Annotated in this window: 20 protein-coding genes; 15 read left to right on the top strand and 5 right to left on the bottom strand. The window is 66.5% G+C overall.

Annotated elements, in window-relative coordinates; all coding sequences use genetic code 11:
* Window positions 1–105: 105 nt before the first annotated feature.
* Window positions 106–1,068 (top strand): ProQ/FINO family protein, encoded by a 963-nt coding sequence (locus AB4Y40_RS06620; protein ID WP_368686951.1) that lies wholly within the window; start codon window positions 106–108, stop codon window positions 1,066–1,068.
* Window positions 1,069–1,284: 216 nt separating this feature from the next.
* Here AB4Y40_RS06620 and AB4Y40_RS06615 read toward each other — a convergent pair whose 3' ends face one another.
* The 3 genes from AB4Y40_RS06615 to AB4Y40_RS06605 all read right to left on the bottom strand — a co-directional run bounded on the left by AB4Y40_RS06615 (window position 1,285) and on the right by AB4Y40_RS06605 (window position 4,659).
* Window positions 1,285–2,022 carry a transglycosylase SLT domain-containing protein gene (locus AB4Y40_RS06615; RefSeq protein WP_368686950.1) on the bottom strand — a complete coding sequence of 246 codons (738 nt, stop codon included), beginning with the start codon at window positions 2,020–2,022 and terminating at the stop codon, window positions 1,285–1,287.
* A gap of 148 nt (window positions 2,023–2,170) precedes the next feature.
* Complete coding sequence (locus AB4Y40_RS06610) at window positions 2,171–3,067, bottom strand: fructose bisphosphate aldolase (protein ID WP_368686949.1); 897 nt, start codon at window positions 3,065–3,067, stop codon at window positions 2,171–2,173.
* Window positions 3,068–3,264: 197 nt separating this feature from the next.
* A complete protein-coding gene (locus tag AB4Y40_RS06605) occupies window positions 3,265–4,659 on the bottom strand; it encodes a PLP-dependent aminotransferase family protein (RefSeq protein WP_368686948.1) in 1,395 nt (464 codons plus the stop codon).
* Between the two features lie 171 nt (window positions 4,660–4,830).
* Here AB4Y40_RS06605 and cyoA point away from each other — a divergent pair, with 171 nt between their 5' ends.
* From cyoA to AB4Y40_RS06580, 5 genes are all read left to right on the top strand, one after another.
* The gene (cyoA, locus tag AB4Y40_RS06600) at window positions 4,831–5,853 is read left to right on the top strand and encodes a ubiquinol oxidase subunit II (protein ID WP_368686947.1); all 1,023 of its coding nucleotides are present in this window, start codon (window positions 4,831–4,833) and stop codon (window positions 5,851–5,853) included.
* 7 nt (window positions 5,854–5,860) lie between these two features.
* Entirely contained in the window at window positions 5,861–7,870 is a 2,010-nt protein-coding gene (gene cyoB, locus AB4Y40_RS06595) for a cytochrome o ubiquinol oxidase subunit I (RefSeq protein WP_368686946.1), read from the top strand.
* A gap of 3 nt (window positions 7,871–7,873) precedes the next feature.
* Window positions 7,874–8,479 (top strand): cytochrome o ubiquinol oxidase subunit III, encoded by a 606-nt coding sequence (cyoC, locus tag AB4Y40_RS06590; RefSeq protein WP_368686945.1) that lies wholly within the window; start codon window positions 7,874–7,876, stop codon window positions 8,477–8,479.
* Window positions 8,476–8,850 (top strand): cytochrome o ubiquinol oxidase subunit IV, encoded by a 375-nt coding sequence (cyoD, locus tag AB4Y40_RS06585; RefSeq protein WP_368686944.1) that lies wholly within the window; start codon window positions 8,476–8,478, stop codon window positions 8,848–8,850. Before cyoC ends, cyoD begins: the two co-directional genes overlap by 4 nt.
* Before the next feature lie 107 nt (window positions 8,851–8,957).
* Window positions 8,958–9,155, top strand: coding sequence for a CsbD family protein (locus AB4Y40_RS06580; protein WP_368686943.1), 198 nt, complete (start codon window positions 8,958–8,960; stop codon window positions 9,153–9,155).
* A gap of 89 nt (window positions 9,156–9,244) precedes the next feature.
* On the opposite strand, the gene AB4Y40_RS06575 is transcribed toward AB4Y40_RS06580, so the two are convergent.
* A complete protein-coding gene (locus AB4Y40_RS06575; protein WP_368686942.1) occupies window positions 9,245–9,715 on the bottom strand; it encodes a PaaI family thioesterase in 471 nt (156 codons plus the stop codon).
* A gap of 16 nt (window positions 9,716–9,731) precedes the next feature.
* Entirely contained in the window at window positions 9,732–12,476 is a 2,745-nt protein-coding gene (locus AB4Y40_RS06570; protein ID WP_368686941.1) for a LuxR C-terminal-related transcriptional regulator, read from the bottom strand.
* A gap of 352 nt (window positions 12,477–12,828) precedes the next feature.
* Here AB4Y40_RS06570 and AB4Y40_RS06565 point away from each other — a divergent pair, with 352 nt between their 5' ends.
* The 9 genes from AB4Y40_RS06565 to AB4Y40_RS06525 all read left to right on the top strand — a co-directional run bounded on the left by AB4Y40_RS06565 (window position 12,829) and on the right by AB4Y40_RS06525 (window position 21,783).
* Window positions 12,829–14,385, top strand: coding sequence for a long-chain-fatty-acid--CoA ligase (locus AB4Y40_RS06565; protein WP_368686940.1), 1,557 nt, complete (start codon window positions 12,829–12,831; stop codon window positions 14,383–14,385).
* Window positions 14,386–14,447: 62 nt separating this feature from the next.
* Window positions 14,448–15,632, top strand: coding sequence for a lipid-transfer protein (locus AB4Y40_RS06560; RefSeq protein WP_368686939.1), 1,185 nt, complete (start codon window positions 14,448–14,450; stop codon window positions 15,630–15,632).
* A gap of 14 nt (window positions 15,633–15,646) precedes the next feature.
* Window positions 15,647–16,093 carry a MaoC family dehydratase N-terminal domain-containing protein gene (locus AB4Y40_RS06555; RefSeq protein WP_368686938.1) on the top strand — a complete coding sequence of 149 codons (447 nt, stop codon included), beginning with the start codon at window positions 15,647–15,649 and terminating at the stop codon, window positions 16,091–16,093.
* Window positions 16,094–16,112: 19 nt separating this feature from the next.
* On the top strand, window positions 16,113–16,529 hold the full coding sequence (locus tag AB4Y40_RS06550) for a MaoC family dehydratase (RefSeq protein WP_368686937.1): 417 nt from the start codon (window positions 16,113–16,115) through the stop codon (window positions 16,527–16,529).
* 32 nt (window positions 16,530–16,561) lie between these two features.
* The gene (locus tag AB4Y40_RS06545; RefSeq protein WP_368686936.1) at window positions 16,562–17,392 is read left to right on the top strand and encodes an SDR family NAD(P)-dependent oxidoreductase; all 831 of its coding nucleotides are present in this window, start codon (window positions 16,562–16,564) and stop codon (window positions 17,390–17,392) included.
* 28 nt (window positions 17,393–17,420) lie between these two features.
* Complete coding sequence (locus AB4Y40_RS06540; protein ID WP_368686935.1) at window positions 17,421–18,569, top strand: acyl-CoA dehydrogenase family protein; 1,149 nt, start codon at window positions 17,421–17,423, stop codon at window positions 18,567–18,569.
* Between the two features lie 22 nt (window positions 18,570–18,591).
* Complete coding sequence (locus AB4Y40_RS06535) at window positions 18,592–19,788, top strand: acyl-CoA dehydrogenase family protein (protein WP_368686934.1); 1,197 nt, start codon at window positions 18,592–18,594, stop codon at window positions 19,786–19,788.
* Window positions 19,789–19,797: 9 nt separating this feature from the next.
* Window positions 19,798–20,931: an acyl-CoA dehydrogenase family protein gene (locus tag AB4Y40_RS06530; RefSeq protein WP_368686933.1), complete on the top strand. Its 1,134-nt coding sequence runs from the start codon at window positions 19,798–19,800 to the stop codon at window positions 20,929–20,931.
* A 63-nt stretch (window positions 20,932–20,994) separates the two neighbouring features.
* A complete protein-coding gene (locus AB4Y40_RS06525; RefSeq protein ID WP_368686932.1) occupies window positions 20,995–21,783 on the top strand; it encodes an enoyl-CoA hydratase/isomerase family protein in 789 nt (262 codons plus the stop codon).
* Window positions 21,784–21,841: the final 58 nt, after the last annotated feature.

Here is a 21,841-nt window from a genome sequence, read left to right as displayed (position 1 = left end):
CACACGATGGCGGACGCGAAACCGGCCGCAACAATTGATTGCCCGGTTGGATCGGCCGTGTTTTCGGTATCATAGCGTCCGGTTCCATATGGAAGAGATCTGGACGTGAAAGCCGCATCGCAACAACGCCGTACCCTGAGCTTCAAGGAAGGTCTTCTTGAGATCAAGAAGAGCATGGGGGGCGGCTCAGGCCAGCCGGCCGAAGAACAGGCGCAAAAATCGCAAGGCAAGCCCGCTCACAAGGGCACGAAGAGCCATGGCGGCTCGCACGCCCCGAAGGGCCCGCGTGCGCCGAGAGAGGGTTCGGCGGCTGCTGGCGCAGCCGGCGGCAAGGACGAGCGTGCGCGCTCGCGCCACGGCCGGCCTCAGGGCGCGCGAGCGCAGGAGCAGAATCAAGGCGAGCAGGGGCAGCGCGCGCAGCAGCCGCGCCGGCCGCAGCAGCCGAAGCCGGCCCGCGGGCCTGAGGCGGGCGAGCGTTCCGGGCAGCAGCAACGCCGCCGTCCGGCGCGTCCCCAGCAGCCGCCGGCCGCGAATCTGAGCGAGGCCGAAAAGGCGCGCATCGAGCGCAATCGCCAGCTCAACACGGTCTGGAACGTGTTCGCGAAGCACTACCCGGCGTTCCGCGACCGTTTGCCGCTCAAGATCGGCGTGGCTGAGGATCTCGTCGCGCGTCACCCCGAGTACGAGCGCACGATGATCGTCGCCGTGCTCAAGCGCCATGTGAACCATCCGCGCTATCACGAGCGTGTGGCCGCAGGCGGCTCGCGCTACGAACTCGACGGCACGGCCTCGGAAGGCCCGGGCATCGATCCGTCACACGTCGGCCGCGCGAATGCGGCGCTTGCGCGTCAGAAGGCCAAGGCCGAGGCGCAAGCCAAGGCGCGCGAAGAGGGCAAGACCCAGCCCGAGGCCAAGGCCAAGGCACAGCCCGACGCCAAGGCCGAGGCGAAGACCGAACCCGCGCCCCAGCCCGAAGCCCAGGGCGTCGAGCCGCAAGCGCCGTCCAACGTGCCGGAAGTCGCGGTCCAGCAACCGGAAAACGGCGAGACGCCCGCAAGCGGCGCCTGAGCCCGCGCGCCGGAAGTTTCCCTTTCGAGAAACGCCCCTCTCTCGGCATTGCCGTGAGAGGGGCGTTCGCACGTCTGGCGGGCGCGCTGTCGATCGATGCGCGCGCAACCTTCGGCGCGCGCCGACCTCTTCGTATTGTGATCCCGGATGCTTTCGATGCGCATCGCATGGCCGCCGATCCCAAGCAGGGCAGCCTGAGCGAAGCAGGAAACGGTGTTAGCGCGGGTTGGCCGACGCGGCGTTTTGCACGGCGGCCTGCGCGGAGGCCGCCGATGTCGCGGAGGGTGCTGCAGCGGGTGCGGAGGCGCCGATCGCGGCCGTTGCCGCCGCCGCCGCAAAGGCGGAGGCCGCCGAAGCCGCCAGCCCGACGCTCGCCGGCGCATCGCTCGCGGCAGGCGCGCTAGCGGTGTCGAGCACCCGGCTGAACTCCACGGCGCGCGTGCGGATCTTTTCCGCATAGGCCTTCGAGCCCCCATAGTTCTTCATCGCGGCGTTGAGGTCGCCGCCGGCGGCCCGCTGGTAGCCATAGAGGATCGACGAGCCCACGTCGATGTTGACCTCGGGGTCGGTGAGATCCTTGTTGTGCAGGAGATTGCGATGCGCCGACGGCACGACCTGCATGAGTCCGGTTGCGCCATTCGCGCCGTGTGCCTTCTCGCGAAAGCGCGACTCGATCGAGATGATCGCGAGCAGTACCGCAGGCGGCAGCGAATACTTCTCGGCGGCGCCCGTGACGGCTTGCGAGATTTGCGCGGCTTTCCCTTTCGCGATACCGAACTTTTGCGTGAGGTATTTCGAAACCGCGCTGGACATGGCGCTGGAACTTGCGGGAGCAACCTCACCCGCAGCCGATGCGCTGACGATGTCGCTAGCGGGCGCCTGCTGCTGCGCCTGCGCGGCCGCGGTTTGCACGAGGCCCGGCAACAGGACGAGCAGGCAGAGTAACTGCCTCATGGCCGGTGCATAGGAGAAAAAGAAGGCGCAAGTATAACCGGCCCCGATTAATGAGGCCGGCTGCACGTCATCCCGTTTTCACATCCCAGACCGGTGCCGGGGCCGGGCGTTGCGCCCGGCGCGGCTTGAGGCAGGGTTCAGGCCGGGTTCAGTCCTTCTGCACCGAGGCCTTCCAGATTTCGTCGATGCTCGTGGCGAGCGCGGCGTCGAACTCGGCGTCGCTCATCGACTTCGTGAGGTCGTTGATGAGCGCGCGCGAAAAGCTGGCAATCATGCGATGGTTTTTGGCGAGACGCTCGCACGCGTCAGTGCGCGAATAGCCGCCCGAGAGCGCCACCACGCGCACCACCTGCGGATGTTCGATGAGCGGCAGATAGAAGTCGGGCGTGTCGGGAATCGTGAGCTTGATCATCACGTTCTGCGAGGCGGGCAGCGCGTCGAGCCCCTTGAGCAGTTCGTCGCGCAACAGCTTCTCGGCCTTGGCCTTGTCGGGGGCCTTGATCGAGACTTCGGGCTCGAGAATCGGCACGAGTCCGTGCGCGGAGATCTGCGCGCCGAATGCGAACTGCTGTGCGGCGATCGAAGCGATGCCGGAAGGCGAGGCGTGCTCGATCACCGAGCGCATCTTGGTGCCGAAAATGCCGGCCTTCACCGCGCGCTCGAGCAGGGCGTCGAGGCCCGGGATCGGCTTCATCAGGCGCACGCCGTCGGATTCGGCCTCCAGCCCCTTGTCGACCTTGAGGAACGGCACGACGCCACGCTCGTTCCAGAGGAACTCGGGCACGGGCTTGCCTTGCGCCTGGCCGTCCATGGTCGCCTCGAACAGGATCGCGCCGATCACCTTCTCGCCCGTGAACGCGGGGGCGCTGACGATGCGCACCCGCATTTCGTGGATCAGGCGGAACATTTCGGCGTCGCCGCTATACGCGCTTTCGGGGATGCCGTACTGGCGCAGCGCGCCAGGCGTCGAACCGCCGCTCTGGTCCAGCGCGGCGATGAAGCCCGGTTTGTCGCGCATCTGCGCCAGCATTTGCTCGTTTGCCATCGTCGTATCTCCCATATTTGGGGCGCCCTTGCGGGCGCGGTTACTCGAATCCGGTCGCCGCCTGCTGCGACGAGTGTACTTGCGCCGCTGCGCCGCGTCTTTGCCATTATGTGGGCATGGCCGCGCAGCCGCGCTGAAGCAGGGAAACGATAAACCGCAGCAATTGCGGTGCCAGGGGGAGCGCACGGCAAGCGCCGTCACACGATGACTTGCGCCTGCGCGCTGCGGTCGTTCGCGAGCAGCGCCGAGAGCTTGCGCAGCGCGGCCTGCAATTGTTCGCGCCCGCCCGTCGCGCCCAGCGAAATGCGGATCGCGTTCGCGGTTTCCGGGCCTTGCTGGAACGCCGTGGAGGGCGCCACGGCGAGGCCCTCGGTGCTCGCGGCCGCGGCCAGTTCGCGCGCCTGCCAGTAGCGCGGCAACGCGTACCAGAGGTGAATGCCCGCGCCCGCCGACGATCCCAGCGTGTGCGCCGCGATGCGCTGGCGCTCGCGCGCTTCGGCCTTCACGTCCGCGAAGATCTGCTCGGCCACGCCGTCCTCGATCCAGTGGGTGGCGAGCGCGTTGGTGAGCGGCGCGGCCATCAGCGAGAACGTGCGCAGCGCGGTCACGAGGCGTGTGCGCGCCTCTTTGTCGGGCAGCGCGAGATAGGCCGTGCGCAGGCCGGGCGAGAGCGTCTTGGAAAGCGTCGCGAGATAGCAGACCTGAGCGGGTGCGAGCCGGGCAAACGGCGCGGGCGCGTCGGGCGCGAAACGCCAGTAAGGATCGTCTTCGACGATCAGCGCCCCGCAACGCTGCGCCACCCGCAGGATTTCGAGCCGGCGGGCCTCCGGCATGGTCGCCGTCGTCGGGTTCTGCAACGTGGGGTTCACGTAGATGAGCCGGGCCGCGTGGTCGCGGCACGCCGCTTCGAGCGCGTCGGGGCGCATGCCGTGGGCGTCGACGGCAACGGGGGCGATGCGGCGGCCCAGTTGCGCTGCCGCGTGCGGCAGGCCCGGATAGAGCAGCGGCTCGGCGAGGATGACCTCGCCCGGTTGCGTGAAGGCGAGGATCAGCGCGGCCAGCGCCGCCTGCGCGCCGGGACAGACCACCACGCGATCGGGCGCGACGTGGCCGAGCATGGGCTGCAGCCACTTCGCGCCCGCCTGCCAGTCGGCGCGGCCGCCGCCGCCCATGTGGTAGGTCATCAGCAGATCGGCGTCGCTGCGCACCAGCACGCGCGCCATGCCTTCACGCAGCAGCGCGTTCATGTCGAGGCCGGCGGGCGCGGGCGGGATGTTCATGCTGAGGTCCACGCGCTGGAGCAGCTCGGCGCGCGGCGCGGCAATGAAGGTGCCGAGCGGCCCGCGCGCCTCGATCAGCCCGCGCCGCCGGGCTTCGTTGAAGCCGCGCGTGACGGTGGTCAGATCGACCGCAAGCAGGGTGGCGAGACTGCGCTGCGCGGGCACGCGCTCGCCGGGGTGCAGTGTGCCGTGCGCCACCGCGGCTTCGATGAAATCGGCGAGCCGCAAGTAGCGCGGGCCGTTGCCGGACTGCATCGCCGTGGCCCATGCGTTGATCTCTCCGGCGCTTTCGGCAGGTTGGTCGTGTGTCATTCTGTCGCGGATGTATGCGTCATGTCTTACTCTAGCATGCGTGCATGAAGCGCGTAAATCCATACATATAGGCTATGTATGGCTTCTGCGGCGGCCTCCGAGGCCGCTCGTGCGGCAGCAGAGTGAGCACGTATGGATGGGTTTGCGCGAACGTCAACCTTGGAACCAGACATGCGCAATCCAGACCCTCGCTCGGGGCGGGCCGCTACGGCCGGCCCGCCTTCTTCATCACGTCCACCCCTCATTACCCGCTTTCTGCGCCGCGCCGCCCTCGTCGCGGCGGGTGCCCCGCTAGTGCTGCTCAGCGGCTGCAACATGGCGCTGTTCGCCCCGAAGGGCGACATCGGCGTGCAGGAAAAGAACCTGATCCTGATCGCGCTCGGCCTGATGCTGCTCGTCGTGATCCCCGTGATCGTACTCACGCTGTGGTTCGCGTGGCGTTATCGCGCGTCCAACACGAACGCGACTTACGCGCCGCGCTGGTCGCATTCCACGGCCATCGAAGTGGTGGTGTGGACGATCCCCTGCGTGATCGTGCTCACGCTCGCCGTGCTGATCTGGCGCACGACGCACTCGCTCGACCCGTATCGCCCGATCGAATCGCAAACGAAGCCCGTGCGCGTGGACGTGGTCGCGCTCAACTGGAAGTGGCTCTTCATCTACCCGGACTACGGCGTGGCGTCCGTGAACCAGCTCGCGATCCCCGTGGATACGCCCGTTGAGTTCAACCTCACCGCCGAGTCGCTGATGAACTCGTTCTTCATCCCGCAACTGGGCAGCCAGGTTTATGCGATGCCGGCCATGCAGACGAAGCTGCACCTCATCGCGAACGAGCCCGGCATTTATGCGGGCCGCTCGGCGGCATTCAGCGGCCCGGGCTTCTCCGACATGCATTTCGAAACGCTGGCCAAGAGCCGCGCCGACTTCGACGCCTGGATCGCGCAGGCGAAGGCGTCGCCCACGATGCTGAGCCGCGCCGCCTACGAACAGCTCGCGTTGCCCGGCGAGAAGGCCCCGGTGACGCTCTATTCGAACGTCGCACCGGGCCTGTTCGACGGCGTGGTCGGCAAATACATGCGCGACGTGCACGGCAACCCGATTTGCGGCACGGTCCCCACGGCCCCCAGCGCAGTCCCCGGCACAGGCGCCCCGGCGCTCACGCTCAACCGTAGTGCCATTCTGGCAGCGGAGTAATCACACCATGTTCGGAAAACTCACGCTCGACGCCGTTCCCTGGCACGAGCCGATCATCATGGGCACGGGCGCCGTCGTGGCGCTCGGCGGCCTCGCCTTGCTCGCCGCGATCACGATCGCGGGCAAGTGGGGCTATCTGTGGCGCGAGTGGATCACGTCGGTCGATCACAAGCGCATCGGTGTCATGTACATCATTTTCGCCGTCATCATGCTGCTGCGCGGCTTCGCCGACGCGATCATGATGCGCGCGCAACAGGCGCTCGCGTATGGCGACGCCGCGGGCTACCTGCCGCCGCATCACTACGACCAGATCTTCACGGCGCACGGCGTCATCATGATCTTCTTCGTGGCCACGCCGCTCATTCTCGGTTTGATGAACGTAGTCGTGCCGCTGCAGATCGGCGCGCGCGACGTGGCCTATCCGTTCGTCAACTCGCTCTCCTTCTGGCTTTCGGTGGTGGGCGGGGTGCTCGTGATGGTGTCCATGTTCGTGGGCGATTTCGCGGCCACGGGCTGGGTGGCGTATCCGCCGCTTTCGGAGCTCGGCTACAGCCCGACCGTCGGTATGGATTACTACATATGGTCGCTGCAGCTATCGGGCCTCGGCACCACGCTCTCGGGCATCAACTTCATCGTCACGATCCTGCGCATGCGCGCGCCGGGCATGAAGATGATGCAGATGCCGGTGTTCGTGTGGACGGCGTTCATCACCAACATCCTGATCGTCGCGGTTTTCCCGGTGCTCACCGCCACGCTCGCGCTGCTCACGATGGACCGCTACTTCGACATGCACTTCTTCACGAACGAGCTGGGCGGCAACGCGATGATGTACATCAACCTGATCTGGGTCTGGGGTCACCCGGAGGTGTACATCCTCATCCTGCCTGCGTTCGGTGCGTACTCGGAAATCATTGCGACGTTCTCGGGCAAGCCGCTGTTCGGCTACAAGTCGATGGTCTATGCCACGTCGTCGATCGGCATTCTCTCGTTCTTCGTGTGGCTGCATCACTTCTTCACGATGGGTTCGGGCGCGAACGTCAACGCGTTCTTCGGCATCATGACCACGGTCATTTCGATCCCGACCGGCGTGAAGCTCTTCAACTGGCTCTTCACGATGTATCGCGGCCGCATCCGCTATCACAGCGCCACGCTCTGGACCATCGGCTTCATGGTGACGTTCGCCGTGGGCGGCATGACCGGCGTGCTGCTGGCCGTGCCGGGCGCGGACTTCGTGCTGCACAACTCGCTGTTTCTCGTTGCGCACTTCCATAACGTGATCATCGGCGGGGTGGTGTTCGGCTGTCTTGCGGGCGTGAGCTTCTGGTTCCCGAAGGTGTTCGGTTTCACGCTCAACGAGTTCTGGGGCAAGGTGTCGTTCTGGTGCTGGCTGATCGGCTACTGGCTCGCGTTCACGCCGCTCTATATTCTCGGCTTCGAAGGCATGACGCGGCGCATGAATCACTATGAGGTGGCCGAGTGGCATCCGTGGCTCGTGGTGGCGCTCGTGGGCGCCGTGTTCGTGGGCCTCGGCATTCTCTCGTTCATCGTGCAGATCGCGGTGAGCCTGCGCGATCGTGAAGCCAACCGCGACGTGACCGGCGACCCGTGGGATGGCCGCAGCCTCGAATGGTCGACCGCTTCGCCCGCGCCGTTCTACAACTTCGCCGTGCTGCCGGAGATCACCTCGATGGAGCAGCACTGGGACAACAAGGAAGCGGGCCGCGCCTACGTGCAGCCGGCGAAGTACGAGGACATCCATATGCCGCGCAATACGGGCGCGGGCTTCATCATCGCCGCGTTCAGCCTGTTGTTCGGCTTTGCGATCGTGTGGCACATGTGGGCGTTCGCGGCGGTGGGCCTGATCGGCATGATCGCCACGTTCATCGCGCGCACCTACAACCAGGACGTGGATTACTGGGTGCCGGCCGCCGAGGTCGAGCGCATCGAGAACGCGCGCTTCAGGCAACTCGGCATCCGGCGTTTCGATCAATCCGAGCACATCGAGGAGATGGCATAAACCATGGCTCACGCTGCTACTACTCACGCCCATGGTCATGGTCACGATCACGACGACAGCACCAGGACCACGCTGGGCTTCTGGATCTACCTGATGAGCGACTGCCTCATCTTCGCGACGCTCTTCGCCACGTTCGGCGTGCTCGCGAATGCGACGGCAGGCGGTCCGGGCGCAAGGGAACTGTTCGAACTGCCCTACGTGCTGGGCGAAACGCTGCTGCTGCTTGCGAGCAGCGTCACCTTCGGCATGGCCATGCTGAATCTCTACGCGCAGCGGCGCGGCCAGGTGATCGTGTGGCTCGCCATCACGTTCCTGTTCGGCGCGGGCTTCGTCGCGATGGAGGTGAACGAGTTCGCCAAGCTCATCGCCGATGGAGCGGGGCCCGGCACGAGCGCCTACCTTTCGGCGTACTTCACGCTGGTGGGCACGCACGGCCTGCACGTCACGGCGGGTCTGTTGTGGATCGCGATCATGATGCACCAGACCTTCAAGTTCGGTCTGACCGGCACGGTCCGCCGCCGTCTCGCCTGCCTGAGCCTCTTCTGGCACTTTCTCGATCTCGTGTGGATCTGTGTATTTACGTTCGTTTACCTGCGGGGTTTCCTGTGAGCCAGTCCCATGCCACTCACCACGCTGTGCATGACGCGTCGCACGGCAGTTTCAAGGGCTACATGATCGGCACGGTGCTCTCGCTCGTGCTGACGCTCGCGTCGTTCGGCGTGGTGATGTTTCGAGTCGTTTCGCCGGCCTTCGGGCTTGCTGCCATCGTCGTGCTCTGCATCGCGCAGCTCGTCGTGCAACTCGTGTATTTCCTGCATATCGGTACGTCGCGCAGCCAGCGCGCCAACACGGGCATCTTCATCTGCACGGCGTTCCTGATCGCGGTGATCGTCGGGCTTTCGCTGTGGGTCATGCACAACGCGAACGTCAACATGATGCCCACGCAGATCTCGATCGACCGCGCCATGGCGCACGACTGACGCGTCAGGTTGCGTCCCTCAATACACGCGCGCCTGGCACCTTGGGCACAGTGCATGCGCTACAGGAAGCGTCGCGACACACCGTCGCTTTTACGTGGAGTGTGACCATGAACAAGGACCAGGTGAAGGGCACGGCTGAAAAGATGAAGGGCAAGGTCAATGAGGCCGTGGGCCGCGCAACCGACAACCCGGCGCGCGAAGTGAAGGGGGATGTCCAGCAGGAAGCTGGCCAGACACGCAAGGACGTCGGTGACATGAAGGAGGCCGCAAAGGATATGGCGAAGGACGTGAAGCGCCATCACTGATCAACGATGGCTAACCTGCAGCGCCGCCGCCTCGAAAGGGGCGGCGGCGTCATGCTGTCCGCACGTGGCGTGTCGCGAGAGCCCGGCGCTCAGGCCGGCGGGTTCAGCACCGCGAAGGTCGCGTTGGCCTTGAGCACGCAGCGCTCGTCCACCATCAGGCGACAGGTGGCAAAGCGCAGACGCGCGCCCATTTTGTCGAGCGCCACGTGCGCTTCCAGCCAGTCGCCGGGACGCACAGAACCGAGGTAATCGAGGCCCAGATGCGCCGTGACCGCCGGGCGTTCGCGTCCCGCCGCGCGTATCATGGCCGCGCCAATGGCGGTGTCGGCGAGCGTGGCCAGCATGCCGCCGTGCGCGATGTCCAGATTGTTCAAATGGCGCTCGCCCACGCGCGTGCCGATCACGCAGCGGGCTTCGTCGAAGTAAAGCGTGCCGAACTGGCCCATATAGCCCGTGCGGAACGGCAACGCCACGAAGCCGGGCGGCGGGGCGTCGTCGTTTTTGATAGTTGCGTTCGCAACTTCCACCGATATCTCGTTCGCTTGCAGGCGATCGTTCATTGTCCGGGTTCCACAATCAGGGAATCAGTCCTTTCGCTCGGCCGATGGCGACTGCCTGGGTACGATTGCCCGCGCCGAGCTTGGCGTTGATCTTGCGAAGATGCGACTTTACCGTCAGCTCGGAGACGAACAGCTTCTCCGCGATCACGCGGTTGCGGTGGCCTGCCGAAAGCATTTTTAGCACGTCCAGTTCGCGCGCCGTGAGCGCGTCGGCGGGAGAGTCCGCGGCGTAGGGCGAGAGATCGGCGCCAACGGTCGTCGAGTCCGCCATGTGCGCGTGGGAGGGCGCCACGCCGTCGAGCAGCTGCGCGACGAACGCGGGCACCACGCCAAGCGAGCCGATCTGCGTGGGGCCGCGCTCGGCCCAGGCGCCAAGCAGGCGCATCAATGCTTCACCTTCATCGATGAACGCGCGCACGAAGCCTTCGTGGCTCGCCATGCGCAGCGCTTCCGTGAGCGTGTCGAAGGCGGCCGTGCGCTCGCCGTTGCCGTCGAGCGCGAGTGCGAGCAAGACGCGCAACTTCAGCGCGCGCCAATGACGCCGCCGCGCGATCGCCTGCGCGAGGGCTTCGTTCAACGCCGCGCACGCCGTGGCGTAGCGTCCCTGCGCGATATCGAGGCGGCAGCGCGCGATCACCGGTTCGTCGATCTCGCTCGAGTGATAGGAAACCCCGGGGCGCGCCCAGTCCGCGTGCAGCGTGGCCGCGCGCAGCGCCTGCTCGGCGGCGTCGAAGCGGCCTTCGAGCGTGGCGACGCGCGCTCGCTCGAGCCATGCGGCACTCACGGCGCGGTCCGATTCGACTGCGCGGCCCAACTGTTCGAGTTCGGCGAGCAGGCGCAACCACTGCTCGACGTTGCCTTCGAGGCGCGCCGCGCGCGCCGAGAGCACATGCGTGGCGATCAGCCCGTCGGTCACGCCCACGCGCTTGGCGCGCGGCAGCGCGTCGGCGAGCAGATGCGTCATTTCGTCGAGCGCGTTTTTTTCGTAGAGCGCGAGCGAGCGCACGCCGTCCACGCTGGTGCGGCCGCCGCCCGAGTCCACCGAGCGGTTCGCCGTGGCGTTGGCCGCCGAAATCTCGAGCCGCGCCAGCGCCGTGCCTAGCCGGCCCTGCACCAGATCGATGATCCCTTCGATGGTTTCCGACATCGTGCGCATCACGACATACGGATGGTCGTGGGTGCGCCGCAACGCACGCGAGAGCACGCCGCGCGCCTCGTCGTAGCGATCGGTGCAGACGTAGCTGAACGCGAGCGAATTCGTGAGGCTGTAGAACGAGAAGTTCGCACGGTCCGGCAGGCGGTCGAGCAGGGCGGCGCTCGTTTGCGCGCATGCCTCGACCTGGTCGGTGATCGCGAGCAGCACGCCGCGAATCGCTTCGGCCACGAGCGCGACGCTGTCCTGGTTGGGCTGCCCGAGGCTGCCCTCGACAATGCTCTGCGTCGTGCGCATGGCGTCCGCATAGCGGTGGTTCAGGAGCAGCACCCATGCATAGGTGAGGCCGACGTCGGGCCGCATGGCGAGCCGCCCGGCGCCGATGCGGTCGAGCCAGCGCATCAACAGGCGCAGCCGGCCGCTGCCGAGCAATGCCCGCGAGTGGTCCGCGATTTCGGCGAGCGCACCGGCTTCGTCGCCCGCGTCGAGCAGATGGTCGATGGCGGGCACGGGGCGTTGCGCGTCGAGATACCAGCGCGCGGCCGCGCTGTGCACTTCGCGTTCACGTTCCGGCTGCGCTGCCCGCAGCCGATGCTGCAGGAAGCTCCCGAACAGCCGGTGATAGCGATACCAGCTGCGCTCGCCGTCGAGCGGCACGAGAAACAGATTGGCGCGCTCCAGATAGTCCAGCATCTCGCGGCTGTCGTTGCGTCCGGTGGCGGCGTCGCAGAGCGCGGCGCAGAACTGCGGCAGCGCGCTCGTCTCCAGCAGGAACGAGCGGCACGCTTCGGATTGCCGGGCGAGGATGTCCTCGGCGAGATATTCCGCGAGTTCGAGGTTCGTGCCCGAAAACGACGCCACGAAGGCCGCATGGTCGGTGCGCGTGCGCAGCGAGAGCGTGGCCAGGTAAATGGCGGTGGCCCAGCCTTCGGTGCAGCGATGCAGCGTGGCGATATCGGCGTCGCGCAGCGGCAGCGCGCATTTCTCGCGGATGAACGCGCCCGCCTCCGCGAGCGTGAAGCGCAGCGCTGCGGGATTGATGTCGAGCAGCTCGCCGCGCGCGCGGATGCGCCCGATGCCGAGTTCGGGCGTCACGCGCGAGGCGGCCACGAGCGGGTTGCCGGGCGGCAGGGCGGCGATCAGGTCCTGCATGAAAGCGAGCACGCTGGGGCTCTGGACCGACTCGAAGTCGTCGAGCAGGATGGCGAGCGGCTTGCCGTGCGCCGCCACGCGCTCGATCAGGCTCGACGCGAACGTGTCCGGATCGAGCGTGAGCGCGCGCGGCGTGCGTGTGCCGGGCAACGCGGCATCGAGATGCAGCAGGAAGCGCCCGAAGTCGTTGTCGGCGGCGTCGAGGCGCAGCCACGCCACTTCGCGGCGATGGGCGCGGCAGTGCACGGCGTATTGCTGCAGGAGCGTGGTCTTGCCGAAGCCCGCCGATGCGCGGATCAGCACGAGCCGCGCCGTGTGGGCGCCTGCAATCGTCTCGATCAGTTGCGGGCGCAACAGATGTGACGGGCTGTCGGCGGGCGGCGTCAGCTTCGACGCGACGATCCCGCGGGGAGGATTCTGATGGCCGCTTGCGGCGTGGGCATCGACGATGTTCACTGGCGCTGTTTCCTTCTGCGGCGCGCGCGGCGGCGCGCCCTGCGGGTCCGCGGGCCGCGCGGATTAGCCGGCGTCGGACCTGTCTCACTCGGGTCGTTATTGCTGGGGCGAGGGGTCGCGCCCTATTTTCACGTTATTGGTGCAACCATGAGGCTATTGTTCCATAGCGGCCGGCCGGCGTCGTACTCCTTTCGAACGATTCGCCCGCCCGTCCTAAAATCCTCCCTTCGGCTCAGGACAGCAGGCCGGCATGCGCCTAAAGTGACATCGACTTCACGGCATCCGCGCCACGATCGACCAACCGGCGATCAACCGGCACAGCCAGAACGACACAAAGAAGCCCGGAGACACCATGTACCTCACACAAGGCCTGCATCGCTGCTTGCAGCAACACCCGGCGGAAATCGCGATCCGCTTCGGCGAGCGCACGCGGACTTTCGCGCAGCTGGGCGCGCGCGTGGCGCGGCTGGCCGGCGCGCTCCAGTCGCTCGGCATGGGCGCGGGCGACCGCGTGGGCATGCTCGCGCTCAATTCCGATCGCTACCTCGAATACATGCTCGGCGTGTGGTGGGGCGGCGGCGTGCTCAACCCCGTGAATATCCGCTGGAGTGTGCCCGAGATCGTCTACTCGCTCGACGACTGCGACACGCGCATCCTGCTGGTAGACGACCACTTCCTGCCGCTCGCCGGGGACATCGCGGCGAGCGCTGCGCGTCGCCCGATGCTCGTCTACACCGGCGAGCGTGACGCACCGTCCGGCATGCTCGCTTACGAGGCGCTGATCGCCGAAGCGCAACCTGTGGCAGACGCGTTTCGCGGCGGCAACGATCTCGCGACCATCATGTACACGGGCGGCACGACGGGCCGGCCCAAGGGCGTGATGCAGTCGCACCTGAACCTGTGGTCGTCGGCGATTTCGCGTATGGCGGAGTTCCGCGACTACGCGCACACCGTTTCGCTGCATGCGGCACCGCTTTTCCACACGGCCGCGATGGCGCGCGCGGTGGGCCAATTCGTGGCTGGCGACACGCACGTGGTGCTGCCCACGTTCGAGCCGCGCGCGGTGCTCGAAACGATCGAGCGCGACCGCGTGGACGAGCTCCTGCTCGTGCCGACCATGTTGCAGGCCGTGCTGGAGCACCCTGACTTCAAGCGGTTCGATCTTTCTTCGCTCAGGCGCATCTATTACGGCGCGTCGCCGATCGCCGCGGGCGTGCTCGACGCCGCGCTCGCGGCGCTGCCCGGCATCGCATTCTTTCACGCCTACGGTCTCACGGAGGCGTCGCCCGTGGTGTCGGTCAATCCGCCCGCGAATCACGGCCCCGAAGGGCGTGCTAGCGGCCTCTACCGCTCGGCCGGGCGTGCGGGGTTCGGCGTGACCGTCAAGATCGTCGACGATAATGGCGTGGAAGTGCCGCGCAATACCGTGGGCGAAATCGCCGTGCGCGGCGCCAACGTCATGCTCGGCTACTGGAACAAGCCCGAAGAAACCCGCGAGACGCTGCGCGACGGCTGGCTGCACACCGGCGACGGCGCCTACATGGACGAAAACGGCTACCTCTTCATCGTCGACCGCATGAAGGACATGATCGTGACGGGCGGCGAGAACGTCTATTCCGCCGAAGTCGAGAACGTGCTCTCGCGCCATCCCGCCGTTGCGCAATGCGCCGTGATCGGCGTTCCCGATGCGCGCTGGGGCGAAGCCGTGCACGCCGTGGTCGTCGCGCGCAGCGGCAGCGACGTGGACGAAGCCGCGCTGCGCGAGCATTGCCGCCAGTTCATCGCCGGCTACAAGTGCCCGAAGAGCATCGAGTTTCGCGAGGCGCTGCCGCTGTCGGCCGCCGGCAAGATTCTCAAGCGCGATCTGCGCGCGCCGTACTGGCAGAGCCAGTCCCGAGAGGTGGGCTGATCCGCACCGGTGGGTATCGTCATCCTTAACTTCCTGCAGTCTCACTTATTCAGGTATCCAAAATGAGCAACAAGGTTGTGGTAGCCGGCGTCGGCATGATTCCTTTCACCAAGCCCGGCGCGAGCGACGACTACGCCACGATGGGCGCCAATGCCGCGAAGGCGGCGCTCGCCGATGCGCGCATCGACTATGCGCTCGTCGAGCAGGCCTATGTCGGCTACGTGTTCGGCGATTCGACCTCCGGGCAGGCCGCCATCTATGGCGTGGGCCTCACCGGCATTCCGGTCGTGAACGTCAACAACAACTGCGCGACGGGTTCCACCGCGCTCTTCCTCGCGCGCCAGGCCGTGGAAAGCGGGGCCGTGGAATGCGCCATCGCGCTCGGCTTCGAGCAGATGGTGCCCGGCGCACTCAAGGGCGCGTACACCGACCGCCCCACGCCGATGGAGCGCTTCGTCAAGACCATGCTCGACGTGCAGGGCTTCGACGAAACCGCGCCGCGCGCCGCGCAATTCTTCGGCGGCGGTGGCCGCGCCTACATGAAGGAATACGACATCAAGCCGGAAACGTTCGGGCGTATTTCCGTGAAGGCGCGCCAGCACGCCGCGCGCAACCCCTTCGCCGTGTTTCGCAACACCGTGACGCTCGAAGAGGTGATGGCTTCGCCCGCCGTCTTCGATCCGCTCACGCGCTTGCAGTGCTGCCCGCCCACCTGCGGCGCGGCTGCGGCGATCGTGTGCTCCGAAGCGTTCGCGAAGCAGCACGGACTCGACACGCGCGTGGTCATCAAGGCCCAGGCGATGACGACGGACCGTAACAGCACGTTCGACGAAGGCGACATGCGCAAGGTGGTGGGCTACGACATGACGCGCGCCGCCGCGCAACAGGTGTATGAAAAGGCGGGCGTCGGTCCCGAAGACATTCAGGTCGTCGAACTGCACGACTGCTTCACGGCGAACGAATTGATCACCTATGAAGGGCTCGGCCTCACCCCCGAAGGCACGGCGGAGAAGTTCATTCTCGACGGCGACAACACCTATGGCGGCCGTGTCGTCACGAACCCCTCTGGCGGCCTGCTTTCGAAGGGCCATCCGCTGGGCGCAACGGGTCTCGCGCAATGCACCGAACTCGTGTGGCAACTGCGCGGACAGGCGCAGGACCGCCAGGTCGCCGGTGCGCGCTTCGGCCTCCAGCACAACCTCGGACTCGGCGGCGCGTGCGTGGTCACGCTCTACGAGCGCCAGTAACGCGAGGCCCGACGATGATCGACAAAAGCCATATCGGCGCACTGATCTCGCGCCACACGGCGCTCGTCGAGGCGGGCCGCCTGCGCTTCTTCGCGAAGGCGACCGGCCAGACGGACCGCCGTTACGTCGACGACGAGGCCGCGAGGGAAGCCGGCTATCCCGCGCTGCCCGTGCCGCCCACGTTCCTGTTCTGCCTCGAAATGGAATCGCCCAATCCGCGCGCGACCGTCGAGCGCCTGAATATCGACATCGGCCGCGTGCTGCACGGCGAGCAGCGCTTCCGCTATCACCGCATGGCGTTTGCGGGCGAACGCCTCGCATTCGAAACGCGCATCGCGGACATCTACGGCAAGAAGGGCGGCGCACTGGAATTCGTCGTGCGCGAAACGCGTGTGACGAACGCACAGGACGACGCGCCCGTTGCAGACCTGCGCAGCGTGATCGTCGTGCGCAACGGCTGATAGAAAAGCAGGAGCCATCATGCAATCGATTCGTTTGAACGACCTCGCCGTAGGCAGCGCGTTGCCGCCGTTCGCCGCGCCGCCGCTCACGCGCCTCACGCTCGCGCTTTACGCGGGCGCTTCCGGCGACCACAACCCGATTCACGTCGATCTGGACTTCGCGCGCCGCGCCGGCATGCCCGACGTGTTCGCGCACGGCATGCTGTCCATGGCGTATCTGGGGCGCCTGCTCACGAACTGGGTGCCGCAGCAGGCCATCCGCGAGTTCTCGGTGCGCTTCGCGGCGATTACGCACGTGGGCGACGCCATTACCTGCAGCGGCGTCGTCACCGAGCGTGACGAGGCCGCACGCACCGTCAAAGTCGCGCTCACCACGCGCGACGCACAAGGCGAAATCAAGCTCTCAGGCTCGGCGCTCGTCGCGCTCGACGCCTGAACGATCCATCACACACACGGAGTAGACAGAAGATGAGCAAGCTGGTTGGCAAGGTCGCCATCGTATCGGGTTCGGGCCGCGGCATCGGCCGGGAAATCGCACTGAAGCTCGCGGGCGAAGGCGCGGCAGTCGTGGTGAACGATCTGGACGCCGAACCCGCGCAGAGCGTGGTGGCCGAGATCATCGCGGCGGGCGGCAAGGCCGTGGCGTGCACGGGCAGCGTGACGGACGCGGACTTCGGCACGCGCTTCGTCGGCACGGCGCTCAGGGAATTCGGGCGTCTCGACGTCATCGTCAACAACGCGGGCTACACGTGGGACAACGTGATCCAGAAGATGAGCGACGAGCAGTGGAACGCCATTATTGACGTGCACGTGAGCGCGCCGTTCCGCATCCTGCGCGCCGCCGCCGACTACTTCCGCGAAAGCGCGAAGGCCGAAGCCGATGCGGGCCAGGAAGTGTTCCGCAAGGTCGTGAACATCTCTTCCGTTTCGGGCGTGATGGGCAACGCGGGCCAGGCGAACTATTCGGCCGCGAAAGCCGCGATCAACGGCCTCACGAAGGCGCTCGCGAAAGAGTGGGGCCGCTACAAAGTCAACGTGAACAGCGTGGCGTTCGGCCTCGTCAAGACGCGCCTCACCGAGGCGGTGGCGGGCGAGGGCAACAGCTCGACCATCGACATCGCGGGCCAGGCCATCAAGGTGGGCGTCAACGCGCAGCTCATGAAGAACATCGAGGCGATGATTCCCATCGGCCGCGGCGGCACGCCGGAAGAAGCGGCGGGCGCAGTGTATCTCATGTGCATTCCCGAATCGAACTACGTGACGGGGCAGGTGCTGGTGGTCGGCGGCGGCCGTCCGTAATACGTGGCTCGCGAGGAAGGAGTCGAACATGGCTGAATACCGCAGTCCGTGGATCACGGACGATCTCGTGCTGTTCCAGGACTCGATCCGCAAGTTCATCGAGCGCGAACTCGTGCCACACGAGGAGCGCTGGTGGAAGCAGCAGCACGTGGACCGCGAGGTGTGGCGCAAGGCCGGCGAATTCGGCATGCTCTGCGCGAGCATTCCCGAGGAATACGGCGGCGGCGGCGGCACCTTCGCGCATGAGGCCATCATCGCGCTCGAGCAGTCGCGCGCGATGGTGTCGAGCCTCGGCACGAACGTGCATAGCGGCATCGTCGCGCACTACATCCTGCGCTACGGCACCGAGGAGCAAAAGCGCAGGTGGCTGCCGAAAATGGCGAGCGGCGAGCGCGTGGCGGCGATCGCGATGTCCGAGCCGGGCGCGGGATCGGACCTCAAGAGCATCAAAACGCGTGCCGTGCGTGACGGCGATCACTTTGTCATCAACGGTTCGAAGACCTTTATTTCGAACGGCCTGCTCGCCGACCTGATCTGCGTGGTCGTCAAGACGGACCCGGCGCAGGGCGCGAAAGGCGTGTCGATCGTCGTCGTGGAGACCGACGATCTGCCCGGCTTCCGGCGCGGACGCGTACTCGAAAAGATGGGCCAGAAGGGCCAGGACACCGCCGAGCTGTTCTTCGACGATGTGCGCGTGCCGTGTGCCAACCTGCTCGGCACGGAAGAGGGCAAAGGCTTCTATCAGCTGATGCAGCAGTTGCCTCAGGAACGCATGATCATCGCGCTCGGCGCGCTGAGCGCGATGGAAAAGGCGCTCGATGTGACCACGGCCTACGTGCGCGAGCGCAAGGTGTTCGGCATGAGCCTGCTGGACATGCAGAACACGCGTTTCAAGCTCGCCGAGTGCAAGACCCACGCGACCATTGCGCGTACCTTCATCGACGACTGCATGGCGAAGGTGCTGCGCGGCGAACTCGACGCCGAAACGGCCGCGATGGCGAAATGGTGGTGCACGCAACGCAGTTGCGAAATCATCGACGAATGCCTGCAACTGCACGGCGGCTACGGCTACATGATGGAGTATCCGATCGCGCGGCTCTACGTGAATGCGCGCGTGAGCAAGATCTTCGGCGGCTCCAACGAGATCATGAAGGAACTGATCGCCCGCACGCTGTAACGTCGCTACTTGGGAGCACCAGATGGATTTGCGTTATACCGAAGCGGAACAGGCGTTCCGCGAAGAAGTGCGGGCGTTCGTGCGGGAGAACCTGCCTGCCGATATCCGCGAGAAAGTGCTCGCGCACCAGCGGGTGGAGAAGGACGACTACGTGCGCTGGCACCGCATCCTCAATGCGCATGGCTGGGGTGCGCCCACCTGGCCCAAGTCATGCGGCGGTACGGGCTGGAACGCGCTGCAGCGCCTGATCTTCGAGATCGAGACGCTCGGCGCGGGCGCGCCGCGACTGTTGCCGTTCGGCCTCACGATGATCGGCCCGGTGCTCATGAAGTACGCGAGCCCGCAGATGCAGGCGCGCTTTCTGCCGCGCATTCCGAACCTCGACGACTTCTGGTGCCAGGGTTATTCCGAACCCGGTTCGGGTTCCGACCTCGCCTCGCTGAAAACGCGCGCCGTGCGCAAGGGCGACAAGTACATCGTGAACGGCCAGAAAACGTGGACCACGATGGCGCATTTCGCGGACTGGATCTTCTGCCTCGTGAGAACGGATTCCGAAGCGAAGCCGCAGGAAGGCATTTCGATGCTGCTGGTCGACATGAAATCGCCGGGCGTCACGGTCCGGCCGATCGTCACGCTCGACGGCGGCCACGACGTGAACGAGACATGGTTCGAGGACGTGGAAGTGCCCGTGGAAAATCTCGTGGGCGAGGAGAACCGCGGCTGGACCTACGCGAAGTATCTGCTCGGGCACGAGCGCACGGCGATTGCGGGCATCGGCCATTGCTATCGCGAGTTGCGGCAGTTGAAACATTACGCGGCACAGGCCGCGGACGGCAAGGGCGGCCGCATGCTCGACGACGCGCGCATGCGCGACAAGATCGCCCGCCTCGAAATGAACCTCATGGCGCTGGAAATGCTGCTGCTGCGCGTGGCGACGGCAGATGGCGGGCGCGGTCCCGGCCCCGAGGCATCGATCGTGAAGATTCGCGGCTCGGAACTGCAGCAGGACATCTCCATGCTTCAGCAGGAAGTGGCCGGGCCGCACGGCTGGCCCTACGCGCCGCAATGGCTCGAACCCGGCGCCCATGCCCCCGTGAGCGGGCCGCAATGGGCGGCGCCCGCTGCGTCCACCTATTTCGACATGCGCAAGACCTCGATTTACGGGGGCGCGACCGAGGTGCAGAAGAACATCATCGCGAAGATGATCATCGGCTTTTAGGACACGCACATGGACTTCACGTATAGCGAAGAGCAGCAAATGCTCGCGGATAGCCTGCGCCGTTTCGTCGAAAGCGAATACACGTTCGCGCGACGGCGCCGGCGCGCGCGCGAGGGCGCGAGCTTCGATCGCGCCATCTGGACACGGCTTGCGGAAATGGGCGTGCTCGGCCTCACGGCGCCCGCCGAATACGGCGGGTTCGGCGAAGGCGCGGCGAGCCGGCTCGTGGTGCAGCGCGAACTGGGCCGGGCGCTGGTGCTCGAACCGATCGTCCCGTGCAGCGTGATGGCGACCGCGATACTCGCGGCATACGCCAGCGCCGCGCAGCAGGACCACTGGCTGGGCGCGATCGCCACGGGGCAGCAGGTCGTCGTGCCGGCGTTCGCGGAAACCGCGTCGCGCTACCGGCTCGATGCGGTCGTCACACGCGCGACGCCCGTTGGGCGCGGCTACGTGCTCGACGGCGCGAAAGCACTGGTCTGGCATGGCGAGGCTGCGGATGCGTTCATCGTCAGCGCACGCGTGGGTGACGCGGCCACCGGTGACATCGCGCTCTTCCTCGTCCCGCGCGATAGCCGGGGCGTGAGCGTGGCCGGCTATCCGACCATGGACGGCCAGCGCGCCGCCGACGTATCGTTCGAGGCGGTCGCAGTGGGCGCGGAAGCCCTGATCGGCGTGCCCGGCGCAGGCGTGGCCGCGCTCGGGCACGGCGTGGACTGCGGGATCGCGGCGCTCTGCGCGGAAGCGGCCGGCGCGATGGAGCGCCTGATCGAGATCACCGGCGAGTATTTGCGCACGCGCCGCCAGTTCGGCCAGCCGCTCGCCACGTTCCAGGCGCTACAGCATCGCATGGCGGACATGCTCGTGCACAAGGAGCTGGCGCTTTCCATGGCCTACGTCGCCGCGCAAGCGCTGGACGAACCCGAAACGCGCAAGCGCCGCCGCATGCTCGCCGCCGCGAAAGTGACCGTCGCCGAGGCGGGACGCTTCGTTGGCCAGCAGGCGGTGCAACTCCACGGTGGCATGGGCATGACCGACGAGCTGGAAGTGGGCGACTATTTCAAGCGGCTGACGATGTTCGATCCGCTCCTCGGCGACACCGACCATCATCTCGCAAGCTACGTCGAGGCGATGGAAGACTGAGCCCCACGCACCGCCCCGCATCATGCGGGGCGGTTCTTTTACGGACGTTCGATTTTTCCGAAAATGATCAGGACTACCATTGAAAAAGGTATCGCCACGCTGACGCTCGACAACCCGGAGCGCAAGAACGCCCTGAGCGCTGCGGCGCTCGCCGCATTCGCGGATGCCATCGAAGCATTGCGCCGCGACGCCACGGTGCGCGCGTTGATTCTGACCGGCGCAGGCGGCGAGTTTTGCTCGGGCGGCGACGTCAGCGCGATGCAAGGGCCCGCCGATACGGCCGCCGTGCGCCGCCGCATGATCGAGAGCCAGCGGCCGTGCGCGGCGCTGGCGACGTTCGACAAGCCGGTGATCGCAGCGGTGGATGGCGTGGCGTACGGCGCGGGCTTCAGCATTGCGTTGATGGCCGATTTCATCGTCGCGAGCGAGCGCGCGCGCTTTTGCCTCGCGTTCGCGCGCATGGGCCTCGTGCCCGATCTGGGCGCGCTGCATACGCTGCCGCGCATCATCGGCGCGCAACGCACGCGCGAACTCGTCTATTCGGCCCGCGAGTTGCCTGCGCTCGAGGCGCAGGCGTTGGGCATCGTGCTGGAGGTGGTGCCCGCCGATGCGCTGGGCGCGAGAGCGCACGAACTGGCGCTCGCCATGAGCGCGCAATCGCCGGACGCGTTCGCGATGACCAAGCGTTTGCTCGCGCAGACGTTCGAACGCGACTTCGGCGCACTCCTCGACGCGGAGGCGGGCGCCCAGGCCATTGCGTTGACCTCGCCGTATCTGCGCGAGGCCGCGGCGCGCTTTGCGCGCAAGGAAGCCCCGTTGTTCCGCTGGCCGCGCAACGATCGCGAAGCCTGAGCGCACGATCGAAGGGAGGAGCCGCGGGGCAAACCCTTGCTCCGTTCGAAGCAGCGCG

This window comes from Paraburkholderia sp. EG287B, assembly GCF_040965595.1.
GTDB lineage: Bacteria > Pseudomonadota > Gammaproteobacteria > Burkholderiales > Burkholderiaceae > Paraburkholderia.
Note: the sequence above shows the minus strand (reverse complement) of the source record. Positions and strands in the feature narration are given on the sequence as shown.